We start from the raw sequence: 12,393 nt of genomic DNA, 5'->3' as shown, positions 1-12,393 counted from the left end.
CCAGCCATAACTATGGCTGCGGTTAAAGCTAAAAAGGTAATGATTCTATTTGTCATTGTTTACCTCCAATAATTGTTTAAGCGAGTTTTCTGCGCTTAAACAGCAAACTGAATAACCATAATAAAAAGGTCAAAACCAAAGGCGCAGCTATGATATTTACAAACTTGATTTGTGAACCAAGCAATTCAATATCTTGATTAAGCTGGTGCTGTACATCGCGTAAGGCTTTGCGAATAGATAACTTCTCTTTGATAAAATTATTAATCGCTTGCTCTTGCTCTGCAGTGATCACTAAAGCGCCGCCCTCGCCTTGTTGGCTTTGCAATTGAGTTAACTGAGCTTCAGTTTCTTGCAAACGCGCTTGCAACTGCTGTTCTTTTGATCTGAACTTAGCTTCTGCGGCTACTTCGATTTCTTTAACTTTGATAAACGGACGGGTGAATTTACCACGAGCTCGAATGCTGATTAAATCGTGACTTCCGCCTAAGTTTTCGACCGCATTGGCAACTAAATCACCATTATTGGCAAAAGCTGAAGCAATTGTTTGGCCGAAGAAATTACTTTTTTGCACCCAAAATCTATCTGCTAATAAATCAGTATCAGCAATTACAATTATGTTTGCTTTGCTACTGCGCGACTTATAGCCATTTTGTTGTTTGCTCTCATCATCTTTAAAACGCGAATTAACTTCACCGGTTAAGCGCAGGGCTAAATTGTATTCTTCACCACTTGCTTGGTAATTTTTAAATAGCGCTTTGGGATCTTGCAAACTCGCGTAAATAGCAGCTGTTGTTAAGCCTGCTTCGCTGGTTGACGACATTAATGTTTGAACGTCAGCAGTTGCTTGTTGGTTAACTTTTAACACACCAAAAGATGCACCATTAATGCTTTCTAACTGGTTGGTTACCGCATCGGTTTTATCTATTGTTTGGCTGGATAAACCTAAATAAGCTAAATGTTTACCAACGCCACCTGATGGCATTCTAATTTCAAGTGCTGACATTGCATCTAACACAACGTCTTGCACATTAAATTCGATACCCCAAGCCGTTAAAAACTCAGTTAAAGCTACACCAGAAGCTGCGGCCATTGGGTTTGCTGGTTGTTCTGCATGTGGGTCAACAAAAGCAAGTACACTACCATCGTTTACGACATATTGGTCAATGGCGTAAGCAAGTTTGTCAGAAAGCTCTGCAGGGTTAATTAACATTAATACGTCAGTATCTGTAGGCAAACTGGTTGCATCTGCATTGACCATTTCAACTTGATACATTTGTTGCAACTGCTCATAGAATACCCAAGGCTGCGGCTGTTGTTGCTGCATCATCATAGGGTTCATTGGCATTTGTGGTTCGCCAGCAATTGGCAAATCAGTGACTATGCTGATTTTAATTGAGTTAGGTTCAATTAAATTTTGCAGTAACTTACTGATGTCGTACTCTAAAAACTCTTCTTTATTTGGATCAAAAAAGGCAATAATTTCTTGTGCATCTAATGAATTTCGGCCACCTAAGCCAAAATATAAACTCTCGCCTAATCCACCGACAGGCGCTGCGGTTAAACCAAACTCAGCGGCTTTATCTTCATCTTCTGAAAATGGCTCTGGATCGATGATATGTAGCTTAAGTTTGCCTTTACTATAGAGTTGATATTCTTCTAACAGATTTTTCACCCGCTCTGCATAACTGCGAATTTGGGTTAATCCTTCGGAGGTTTTGTCTGAGAAAAAGAAATATAAATGCACGGGTTCGTCAATTTTATCTAAGATATTTTTTGAACCTTGCGATAAGCTATAAACCTTATTTTCGGTTAAATCTAACCGATAAGGGTTTAAAAAGGTGTTGTTTAAATAGGTAACCGCCACAAATAAAACTAAGATAGCGGTTAAACCAACAGATAAACTCATTTTTTTCATTGGTATTTATCCTTTATTAGTCCGCTTTTTTATATTCAACAATTAAAAAACACGCCGTTAGCCAAGCAAACATGCTAACAACAAAATAAACGATATCAGTTAAGCTCAATACACCTTTGCTGATAGCTTCAAAGTGCAACATAAAGCTAAAAGACGCCACAGTATCCAACACCAAACTAGGTACAAAACCTTTGAGAGCGTTAAGTACAATAGGTGTGCCGCTTAGTACAAATGCGAAACAAACCACTACGGTTAAGATAAAGGCGATAATTTGGTTTTTACTCAGTGCCGACATACAGTGACCAACAGCCAAAAATGCACCTGCTAATAACCAGCCACCCAGATATGCGGCTAATATCGTCCCATTGTCCGGTTGGCCTAAATAATTAACTGTTAGCCATAGTGGAAAGGTTAACAACAGAGCTAAACCTAAGACTAACCATGAAGCTAAAAATTTACCGACAACAGCTTGGCCTGTGGTAATTGGCAGAGTCATCAGCAATTCAATTGAGCCGGATTTACGTTCTTCCGCCCAACTTTTCATCGCCATAGCCGGTACTAAAAACAAATACAACCAAGGTAAAAAATTAAAAAATGGCTGTAAGTCGGCTTGGCCGCGTTCAAATAAGTTACCAAAAAAGAAGGTAAACACACCGCTGAGCATTAAAAACATAAAAATAAATACGTATGCAACTGGTGTTGCAAAAAAGCTTGAAAACTCGCGTTTAAAAATAACACCAACCATAGTTATGCAGCCTCCTCTGTAGTTAAGCTTCTAAATACATCATCTAATTGGCCAACTTCGTTATACATAGCTTTAATGTGCCAACCTTGTAGATGAACCAAATCCATTATTTGTGGGAATAAACTTTCATATGATTCATGACCAATAACTGAAATTGTATGTTGGTCACGTTCAACTATATCTGTCACACCAGGTGCTAGTTTAAGTTGTGAAATATCTGGTTTATCACCTTCAAACTCTATAGTCACTGCATTGTGGAATTTAGAGTTTTCTTGTAATTCTTTTGGCGTACCATCAAATACTTTTTTGCCACTTGCGATAATCACAGCTCTATTACAAACAGCAGTCACCTCTTCTAGGATATGCGTTGAGATGATAACAATTTTATCTTTAGATAAGTTTTGAATAAGTTTGCGAACTTGATGTTTTTGATTTGGATCTAAACCATCGGTTGGTTCGTCTAAAATCAAAATAAGTGGATCATGAATAATAGCTTGGGCTAAGCCAACTCGGCGTTTAAAACCTTTTGATAAGTTTTCAATTGGGCGATTGAGTACATCTTGCAGTTCTACTTTGTCAACCACGTCTTTAATGCGTTGTTTTTTATCCTTACCTTTAAAACCGCGAACTTGGGCAATAAAGTGTAAAAACTGCAGTACTGTCATATCGGCATAAGCTGGCGCACCTTCAGGTAAATAGCCGATTTTCCTTTTAATTTTCAATGGTGCTTTACTTAACGTGTCGCCGTCAATAACGATTTCACCGCTGGTTGGTGGCAAAAAGCCAGTGAGCATTTTCATAGTAGTTGATTTACCCGCACCATTGGGCCCGAGAAACCCGACTATGTCGCCCGGTTTGACTTCCAGCTGTAAGCCGTCCACAGCTACAAAGTCACCAAAACGTTTTATTAGATTTTTAATTTGGATCATAAGCGCTTGCTCTCCATTATGTTTAGAGTTTATTAAACTCAAACAAGATATGAACTCACAAGGCTAATATCAAGGGATTATGTAGAAAAATAACGCGGATATTCAGACATATACCAAAGCGACTTGAATATAACCCAGCTAACTGGGTTATATTCGTGGTTTAGTGGGCGCTAAGATTTTTTGTAAATAGTTACAGTATTGCGGCCACCTTCTTTAGATTCATATAAAGCATGGTCTGCAGCATCAATCCATTCATCGACACTTTTAATATCATCATTTAATTCAGCAATGCCCATACTAACGGTATATTGAAAACTCACATCTTGGTAATGCACTGTTGAAGCAGCTATATGCTCTCGTAATCTATCGGCAAATATTTTGGCGTTTTCCGCCGTGGTGTCTACTAGCAACATAGCATATTCTTCACCACCATAACGCCCTGCTACATCGGTTTCCCGCATATTCATAACAAGTTGGTCAGCGGTGTTTTTAATGGCAGCATCACCTGCAGGGTGACCATATGTATCGTTGACATGTTTAAAGTGATCAATATCAAACATAAGTAACGAGGTTACTCGACCTGTACGTTGTCCTCGTTTAAATTCGCGCTCAGCGCATTCTTGCCAATAACCACGGTTGTACAAACCTGTTAACCTATCAGTACGAGATAATCGTTTTAACTCGTCATTTACTGCTTTTAATTCAATGCGATTAACTGCAACATCGGTTACGTCATAAACGATAATACCAATGCGTTCGACAATACCGACAGATGAATCGAGTGGGATTATCGTAATGTTTTGATACATAAATTCAGCCGACCCCGTAATGGGTCGATAATTTTTGAATTTAAATAAAAAAGGACGTTGTTCCCAAGTGGTAAAGGCTCGAGTATTCAGTTGAAATACACATTCGGCTTTGTGTCTAAACCACTCTTCATTAATTTCTGGAAAAGTTTCAAACAATTGTTTGTCACGAACTTCATATGGATGTAAGCCACTATGGCTTTCCATAAAGTTATTCCACAATTGAATGCGATATTCACGATCGAGTACAACTAGCCCTACGTCTAAGTTTTGTAGCATCGCCATGTAAGAATGGAATTCTTTGAAATTGTCAGACGAATTATCAGCCATCAATCTTCCAGTAAGTAGTTAACTTTTCTATTCAATACTTCTATTGCGTCTTCGGCAAACAAAAGCAACAAATCACAATTAATGTTGTAACCTTCAATTTTATAGTTGATTTCAATCGCCAATGTTTTAGTCCATCGGTAATTATTAGCAGCAACTAAATCATTTAAGTTTACATGCTGCCCCAACACAACCGGGTGTCCTTGGCTAAATCCAACATCGAGTTGTTCACCAACGCCGCGCAAACAAGCGCCGATTAAAATGTTGGCTACATCCATCAATAACTCTAATTCCAGCGATTTATCCGCAACGCCCCCATATTTTAGTAGGTCAGAAATATCATTAAAGCTGGTATCGTTAAATATTAATAAGGCTTCGCCCGATATTCCATTACCTATAAATCCCTGACAAACACCTGAAACCGTTTCTGAATTCTCGATACCACTTAATGCCATACGCAGTTCGTTAACCTCAATCAGGTTAACCACAGGTATAGGTAAAATAACTTTGACACCTAAAAGCCGAGCCAATAAATCAGCAGCTTGCCCCATGGCAACATTGCTAATTTCTTGGTAACAATCTCTTTGGTCTTCTGTTATGGATACATTCGCGGTTTGAGTCACAAATACTTTCTCTATTTTGGGGTTAAATCACACCGAATCGTTTCAGTACTTCTAATACTTTTTCTTTGGAAGCAGGCTTTTTTATAAACTCCATTGCTCCTAATCCCATAACTTCGGTATGCGCTTCTGGTTGAATATCACCAGATACAACAATCACCATAGCATTTAAGTCTTGCTGCTTTATTTGTGCCAGCGTGCCAAAGCCATCAAGTACAGGCATGGTTAAGTCTAAAAAAACTATTTCACCTTTGCCTTCTTTTATTGCTTGGATTGCCTCTTCACCATTACATGCAAAGCTGACTTCTACTTCCCAGCCTTCAGGCAAGGCTCGTGCCATCTGCTTTCGAGCAAAACTTGAGTCATCGCAAATTAAAACCGGTATAGCCATACTTTTGTTTCTTATTTAACTGATGAAAAATGGAAATTTATACAAATAGTGTTGGACACAAACGGCAATTAAGCAACTAAATTTTTACAACTTTTTGTTTAAGCGTATAAAAACTAGGCAAAATCATTATTGCTCCTAGGTTTAAAGTGCAATTGGTGTTTTTTATCCCCTCATAGTGTGTTAGTTTTATTGAATAGTTGCGTTGCGGGAAAGTTTAATGCCACATTTCGATTTTGACCCTTCATATGGTTACACACTTGACCAACTGCTTAGGGTTAAATCACCAGAAACACCGGATGATTACGAATCATTCTGGCGGCACAAACTGAGTGAATCATTAAGTGTCGCGCCTCACCCTGAGTTAATTGACACTGGCATCACAAGAGACAATTTAAGAGTTTTTAAAATTGCTTTTCGTTCAACCGACAATGCAACTGTAAAAGGTTGGTTATGCTTACCAGCGTCAGGGGAAATTAAACGCGGTTTTGTTATTGGCCATGGTTATGGCGGACGCAGCGAGCCAGATTTTCATCTGCCCTTTAATCATGACAGTGCGTTGCTGTTTATATGTCATAGAGGCTTAAGTTTAAGTCATTATCCCGGCGTTTCTTCCCAACCACATTGGCACGTCTTGCATGATATAGATAAACCCAAACAATATATATTTCGAGGTTGTGTTGAAGATATTTGGACCTCAGTAAGTTGTTTACTTAGATTGTTTCCTCATCTTTCTGGCCATATAGGTTTATTAGGTATTAGTTTTTCCGGTGGAATTGGTGCGATGGCATTGGCGTGGGATTCACGCATCAAAAAAGCGCATTTTAACGTACCGAGTTTTGGTAATCACTTACTCAGACTGGCACTCAAAACAACAGGTAGTGGTGCAGCAGTGCAACTATATTGCCGCAAACATCCAGAAGCAGTTTTAACGACTTTGTCATATTACGATGCTGCAATAGCGGCGAGATACATAAATGTGCCTGTACATATTGCCGCCGCTCGTTTTGATCCTATGGTTGCGCCGCCTGGGCAGTTTGCGGTTTACAACGCACTAAATTGTGAAAAACAGCTATATGTTTTGACTGCGGGCCACTATGAGTATCCAGAACAACAGCAAGAATCTAGGCTGCTATTAAACGAGTTAAGTGAATTTTTTGCCGACATCTAGGCTTTAAAGGTAAGGGAAATGAATCGAGAGTACCATAAATGGTGGAGTAAAAACCTTGAGCGAGAAATGGAGTTGCTCGTGTTTGGTCACTCCGGCGAAAAGGTATTGGTATTCCCGACCCGAGGTGGACGTTTTTTTGAATATGAAGATTTGCGCATGCCCGCACAAATCGAAGACAGAATTAATGCAGGTGAGTTACAGTTGTATTGTGTCGACGGTATTGACGGAGAATCTTTTTATTGTTTTTGGGCACATCCATCAGGGCGCATACAACGTTACCTTGCATATGAGCAATACATTCTAAAAGAAGTATTGCCTTTTATGAAAAAGAAAAATAAAAATCCGGTAACTATCTCACATGGTTGCAGCCTTGGTGCTTTTCACGCTGCAAATATTGCATTTAGGCATCCAAATAAGTTTAAAAAATTAGTTGCGTTCAGCGGTCGCTTCGATTTAACGTTAAATGTTGAATATTTTAAAGATTTGTTCGACGGTTATTATAGTGAAGAGGTTTATTTCAACACCCCCACTCACTTTCTACCGAATTTACAATGTAACAAAATTCTCAAGCAACTTAGGTCGATGGATATTACACTGGTAATAGGTGAAGAAGACCCGTTTTATCAAAACAACCGAGATTTAAGTGACATCTTGCGCAATCAAAATATTGAGCATAAGTTGTATGTGTGGGAAGAACGAGCGCATCGAGGGTATTACTGGCGCCGCATGGCGCCGCTTTATTTATAATTAAATTTGAACTTATACTGGTCTGTATTGTTCTTAATTAATTGGAATCTGCATTTTAAGGAGGCAGTTATGTCTGAAGAAGCCAATACGAATTCGTCAAAACCATTTATTTTAATTGGTGTCGGGGTTGCAGTGCTAGCTGTTGGCGTCGGTTACCTGTTGTTTTCAGGTGATGACGCAGAGCCTGTGAAGCCTGAGCCTATAGCTGTTGAAGCGCCTAAACCAACTTATACGCCTCCACCACAGATTGAAACGCCCAAAAATATTGAACCAATAGTACAAAAGCCAGCTGTCAAAGCTCCAGAATCAATGGACATACCTGAACCTGAACCAGCTAAGCCACCTAAACCAGAATTGCCGAGCTTAAATCAAAGTGACACTGTGGTTAAAGCTGATTTATCTTCGGTGTATTCAGGTACTTCCGCGTCGCCTTTGTTTGTTAATCAAGATTTAATCCGCAAATTTGTTGTGTTTGTTGATAACGCTGCTAAAGGCGACTTGATGCAAAAACATGCTCCAGTCACCGCGCCTTCAGAGCCGATGAAAGTTGTTGCTAGTGCAGACAATACCTATACGCTAGATGCAAGTTCGTTTAAACGTTACGACCCCTATGTATCGCTGTTAAGTATGGTTAGTACAGATACCTTGGTCGATAATTTGAAAAAATATCAACCTTTGATGGACGACGCCTACCAAGAGATTGGTTACAACGATCAAGCATTTGTCGACAAACTTATTGACGCAATTGATGTTGCGCTAGCAACACCAGTTATTGAAAAAGAAATTAAGTTAGTTGCACCTTCAGCTATGTATAAATATGCAGATCCTGAATTAGAAGCTTTATCAGATATTCAAAAGCTGTTGATTCGTATGGGACCTAAAAATCAGATGAAAGTGCAAGCACGTTTGGAGCAAATTCGCGCCGAATTGGTTAAAAACTACTGATTGATTTATCCAATTAGAAACGCCAGCTCGTAAGAGCTGGCAAACTAAAATTTTTGCCCTTGTAGGCTAAAATAACTTGCTGCGGTTTTATCTCTTTAACCACTAACCCAGTGGCCACCTCTTGTTCTTCCTTAACAATTTTACCATTGACCTTAACCCAGCGCTGTTTCGCTTCAGACGAATAAATATGTGTTTGAAAATCTAGCTCGGGAATACTTGCTTGAAATGATTCTGGGTAATTCACCAAAGGTTTAGTTTCAGCTGTAGCTTGCGGTATTACTAACTCTCCATCAGTGTTTTGTTCTTCACTCATGGTTTGTGCAACTGCTGCATTAAATTTAGCAAGTAACTTGGGGTCTATATCTAACGCTTGTGCTTGCGCATTTTCAATCGGCCTAATGCGTTTATCAATTTCTTGTGAAGGCGCGGCTGAAATGACTTGTTGCACTTGCTCGGTCTGCTCAACTTGTTCGACTCGGCTCGTTTCCTCAGCAACTTTTTCTGTTTGTTTCTGGCTGTTGGCTAAATTTATGTCACCCAATAAAACTGTATGTTCAACATCTTTTACTGGTAATTTTTTCTGTGCAATTGGTTGAGCGCTAACTTGTTGGGGGTTTTCTGGTTGTTTGTTTGTAGATAATCCCCAAGTTACAAGTGCAAAAGCGACTGAAGCTGCAACCAATACTGACGCATAACCAAGTTTAGTGCGATTTTGCATCGCCATTTCAGAGCTATCTTCATCCGCGTAAACTTGTGTATCGTCTTGTCCTTGAGCTTGTTGTCGCTTCTGTGCTGCTAATAGTATCGACATCTTAGTTCCTAATAAATTCGAGCGACTCGGTTGAGCGTGTTTTGTTGAATTAAAGTTTGCAAGCTAATATCCGCTTTGCTTTTAATGGCTAAACCACTATTGATTTGCATCGCTTTTAGGTTGTTGACTAAAACCTCATCGAAAGATTCAGTTAAACGTCTAGGTTTATTTAGCAGTGCATTGAGTTGGCTGTCCAACCACTGAATTTGTTTCAGTTCACTATCAGCGCTAATTACATCAACTTGGTCAATAAAGGGTGGCTGCCATATATACAAAGCTTGACCACGCCACATATTCTTTAACTCCGCAAAGCTCAGTTCAATACTCTGATTGTCAATTGTCAAAGTTAGCTGACTAGCTTGCCAATCACCTGCGTTTTTATTTGCAGCTGACAACACAGCGTAACGGATACTCTGGTTTGGTAAATAAAGTTCAATAACAGCAGGAATATTCAAGCTTAATAATTGCGCAAACGAGCCTTGCCAGTTTTGACAAGCGAGTTCAAATTTAGCAAAGCTTTGACAGGCATTGGATATTTGCGCGGCGCCTTGGTTTTTACCTGTAACTAGCGCATCTGTTGGCAATTGCCATAAGTTTGCCAGGTAGCTAAATTGCTCTGGTAAAGTGCCTTGCAAACTGGCTAGTTTGTCGACTGCAGTTGGTTTAACTTGTTCAATCATTTGACTAGTCGATTGCTCATTTGGCTGTGCAGCTACCCCATCATTGCTTAATTGTTGAAAAGTGAAAAATGCGGTGACTAAAACAACAATCGCAGCAATATACGCATAATCTCGTTTTAACCAAGTTAATCCAGTAGCGGTTTTAACTTGCTCAAAATCTACAACCTCTTTAGCTGCAGATAAGACTATTGGTTTATCGACCTTTAACTTATTTGCAGCATACGCACCCATCAACGCCCTATCACACAATAAATTTATGACACGCGGAATGCCTTTACTTACTTGGTAAATAGCCGCGACGGCCGCTTTGGTAAACACCGCACTGTCACAACCAGCAACTTTCATTCTATGATTTATGTAATAGGCAATTTGTGATTCGGTTAATGGTAATAAATGATATCTAGCGGTAATACGTTGGGCTAATTGACGCAGTTCTTGGCGTTTTAATAAAGCTTGTAATTCAGGTTGGCCAATTAAGATCACTTGCAGCAATTTTTTGGTATTTGTTTCTAAGTTGGTTAATAACCTTAACTGCTCTAATACTTCAGCTCTTAAGTGTTGCGCTTCATCAATAATTAACAAACACTTGTTATTTAATTCATGTTGCTGTTGTAAAAACAGCTTGATTGCATCTGTTAGTGTTTTGATGCTGGCTTTGTCTGCATCATAACCTATCTTAAATTCATCACAAACAGTGGCCAATAACTCCCACTCTGTTAATGTTGGGTTTAGGATAAAAGCAATTTGGGTATTATCCGGGATTTGTGCTAACAAACAGCGGGAAACTGTAGTTTTGCCAGTTCCTACTTCACCAGTTAATAATACAAACCCGCCTGTTTCATTTAATCCAAATAATAAATGAGCTAACGCCTCTTTATGCCGTTCACTCATGTACAAGTATTCTGGATTAGGTGCAATTGAAAACGGAATTTCCTTGAGCCCAAAAAAAGCTTTATACATAATATCCCAATTAGTTTTAACGCAAGACGCGTTATAGTAGTGGTTGAATGGAAAAATTCCAAGAGGTGTTAATGCAAGTCTATTTAGTTGGTGGTGCAGTCAGAGACAAACTATTGTCTATTCCAGTCAAAGATAAAGACTGGGTAGTGGTTGGTGCAACGCCAGAGCAAATGCTTGAATTAGGTTACCAACAAGTTGGTAAAGATTTTCCGGTATTTCTCCACCCTAAAACAAAACAAGAATATGCATTAGCACGCACCGAACGAAAAACCTCTGCCGGTCATACAGGCTTTGAATGTAAGTTTGATTCAAGCATTACGTTAGAACAAGATCTTATTCGCCGTGATTTAACCATAAATGCGTTAGCTGAAGATGTAAACGGCCAAATCATAGATCCTTATGGCGGTCAACAAGACCTTAACAACAAAACCTTGCGGCATGTCTCTGCTGCTTTTAGTGAAGATCCTTTACGAGTTTTACGTGTAGCCCGTTTTGCTACACGTTACCATAACTTAGGTTTTTCGATTGCAGCTGAAACTTTAACGCTTATGCAATCTATGGTCGAAAACGGCGAAATTAATCACTTACAAGCAGAGCGTGTTTGGTTAGAGACAGAAAAAGCGTTAACAACAAAAGCGCCACAAGTTTATTTTCAAACATTACGTGATATAGGTGCACTCGAAGTATTATTTCCAGAGTTAGATTGTTTATGGGGCGTCCCTAATCCAGAAAAATGGCACCCAGAAATAGATACAGGTGTACATTGCATGATGGTTTTGCAGCAAGCGGCTAAATTGAGTGACTTAGCAGAAGTCAGATTTGCCGCGCTATGCCATGATTTAGGCAAAGGATTAACTCCACAAGAGTTATGGCCTCGGCATCACGGCCATGAAAAAGCAGGGGTCAAACTGGTCGAAGATATGTGTAAAAGACTACGTATCCCCAACCACTATCGCGATCTAGCAAGCATTACTAGCGAGTTTCATTGCCATACGCATAAAGCGTTTGAGTTAAAACCAGTGACTTATTTAAAAATGTTTGACCGAACAGACTTGTGGCGAAAACCCGAGCGATTCAAACAGTTTTTATTATGCTGCTTGGCCGATTTTAAAGGACGCAAAGACTTTGAAACTAGGCAATATCCGCAGTTTGAATTTGTCCAAAAAGTTGCCGATGCTTGCTTACAAGTAACAGCAAAAGAGTTTATTGAGCAAGGTTTTAGCGGGTTAGGGATTAAACAACAGATATACGACAAACGTATAAATGTAATAAAAGCACTCAAAGCACAAATTTAGCTTACAGAAACTTGCGAGATCGCATAGACACTGTCTACACTGTAACATTATGTT

At 39.3% G+C, this 12,393-nt stretch carries 10 protein-coding genes and 1 pseudogene; 4 read left to right on the top strand and 7 right to left on the bottom strand.

All coding sequences use genetic code 11. From position 1 onward, the window contains the following. Window positions 1-76: 76 nt before the first annotated feature. The 5 genes and pseudogenes from WSC_RS0111075 to WSC_RS25550 form a co-directional block, all read right to left on the bottom strand. Complete coding sequence (locus WSC_RS0111075; protein WP_016955994.1) at window positions 77-1,915, bottom strand: GldG family protein; 1,839 nt, start codon at window positions 1,913-1,915, stop codon at window positions 77-79. Window positions 1,916-1,931: 16 nt separating this feature from the next. Then, window positions 1,932-2,666, bottom strand: coding sequence for an ABC transporter permease subunit (locus WSC_RS0111070; RefSeq protein ID WP_026016801.1), 735 nt, complete (start codon window positions 2,664-2,666; stop codon window positions 1,932-1,934). Next, window positions 2,663-3,589: an ABC transporter ATP-binding protein gene (locus WSC_RS0111065; protein ID WP_016955992.1), complete on the bottom strand. Its 927-nt coding sequence runs from the start codon at window positions 3,587-3,589 to the stop codon at window positions 2,663-2,665. Before WSC_RS0111065 ends, WSC_RS0111070 begins: the two co-directional genes overlap by 4 nt. A 170-nt stretch (window positions 3,590-3,759) precedes the next feature. Continuing rightward, window positions 3,760-4,725, bottom strand: coding sequence for a sensor domain-containing diguanylate cyclase (locus WSC_RS0111060; RefSeq protein ID WP_016955991.1), 966 nt, complete (start codon window positions 4,723-4,725; stop codon window positions 3,760-3,762). Continuing rightward, window positions 4,725-5,733: pseudogene (locus WSC_RS25550) on the bottom strand (response regulator). Before WSC_RS25550 ends, WSC_RS0111060 begins: the two are co-directional and overlap by 1 nt. A gap of 217 nt (window positions 5,734-5,950) precedes the next feature. On the opposite strand from WSC_RS25550, the gene WSC_RS0111045 reads away from it, so the two are divergent. The 3 genes from WSC_RS0111045 (at window position 5,951) to WSC_RS22535 (ending at window position 8,593) form a co-directional block, all read left to right on the top strand. After that, complete coding sequence (locus WSC_RS0111045) at window positions 5,951-6,901, top strand: acetylxylan esterase (protein ID WP_016955988.1); 951 nt, start codon at window positions 5,951-5,953, stop codon at window positions 6,899-6,901. A gap of 18 nt (window positions 6,902-6,919) precedes the next feature. Further along, the gene (locus WSC_RS0111040; RefSeq protein WP_016955987.1) at window positions 6,920-7,648 is read left to right on the top strand and encodes an esterase family protein; all 729 of its coding nucleotides are present in this window, start codon (window positions 6,920-6,922) and stop codon (window positions 7,646-7,648) included. A 69-nt stretch (window positions 7,649-7,717) separates the two neighbouring features. Next, window positions 7,718-8,593: a DUF3014 domain-containing protein gene (locus WSC_RS22535; RefSeq protein ID WP_016955986.1), complete on the top strand. Its 876-nt coding sequence runs from the start codon at window positions 7,718-7,720 to the stop codon at window positions 8,591-8,593. Between the two features lie 13 nt (window positions 8,594-8,606). On the opposite strand, the gene WSC_RS0111030 is transcribed toward WSC_RS22535, so the two are convergent. Together WSC_RS0111030 and WSC_RS22530 are read right to left on the bottom strand one after the other, a co-directional pair. Then, complete coding sequence (locus WSC_RS0111030; RefSeq protein WP_016955985.1) at window positions 8,607-9,404, bottom strand: general secretion pathway protein GspB; 798 nt, start codon at window positions 9,402-9,404, stop codon at window positions 8,607-8,609. A gap of 8 nt (window positions 9,405-9,412) precedes the next feature. After that, on the bottom strand, window positions 9,413-11,044 hold the full coding sequence (locus tag WSC_RS22530) for an ExeA family protein (protein WP_016955984.1): 1,632 nt from the start codon (window positions 11,042-11,044) through the stop codon (window positions 9,413-9,415). Window positions 11,045-11,115: 71 nt separating this feature from the next. On the opposite strand from WSC_RS22530, the gene WSC_RS0111020 reads away from it, so the two are divergent. Continuing rightward, window positions 11,116-12,339 (top strand): multifunctional CCA addition/repair protein, encoded by a 1,224-nt coding sequence (locus WSC_RS0111020; RefSeq protein WP_026016800.1) that lies wholly within the window; start codon window positions 11,116-11,118, stop codon window positions 12,337-12,339. The last annotated feature ends 54 nt before the right edge of the window (window positions 12,340-12,393 follow it).

The sequence above is a fragment of the Catenovulum agarivorans YM01 genome (assembly GCF_000281085.1).
Lineage (GTDB): Bacteria > Pseudomonadota > Gammaproteobacteria > Enterobacterales > Alteromonadaceae > Catenovulum > Catenovulum agarivorans.
This window is presented reverse-complemented; position numbering and strand designations above follow the sequence as displayed.

Excerpts from the sequence above, each read along its gene's own strand:
- WSC_RS0111075 (WP_016955994.1), bottom strand. The coding sequence starts at position 1,915 with ATGAAAAAAATGAGTTTATCTGTTGGTTTAACCGCTATCTTAGTTTTA.
- WSC_RS0111065 (WP_016955992.1), bottom strand. The coding sequence starts at position 3,589 with ATGATCCAAATTAAAAATCTAATAAAACGTTTTGGTGACTTTGTAGCT.
- WSC_RS0111060 (WP_016955991.1), bottom strand. The coding sequence starts at position 4,725 with ATGGCTGATAATTCGTCTGACAATTTCAAAGAATTCCATTCTTACATG.
- WSC_RS0111045 (WP_016955988.1), top strand. The coding sequence starts at position 5,951 with ATGCCACATTTCGATTTTGACCCTTCATATGGTTACACACTTGACCAA.
- WSC_RS0111040 (WP_016955987.1), top strand. The coding sequence starts at position 6,920 with ATGAATCGAGAGTACCATAAATGGTGGAGTAAAAACCTTGAGCGAGAA.
- WSC_RS22535 (WP_016955986.1), top strand. The coding sequence starts at position 7,718 with ATGTCTGAAGAAGCCAATACGAATTCGTCAAAACCATTTATTTTAATT.
- WSC_RS0111030 (WP_016955985.1), bottom strand. The coding sequence starts at position 9,404 with ATGTCGATACTATTAGCAGCACAGAAGCGACAACAAGCTCAAGGACAA.
- WSC_RS22530 (WP_016955984.1), bottom strand. The coding sequence starts at position 11,044 with ATGTATAAAGCTTTTTTTGGGCTCAAGGAAATTCCGTTTTCAATTGCA.
- WSC_RS0111020 (WP_026016800.1), top strand. The coding sequence starts at position 11,116 with ATGCAAGTCTATTTAGTTGGTGGTGCAGTCAGAGACAAACTATTGTCT.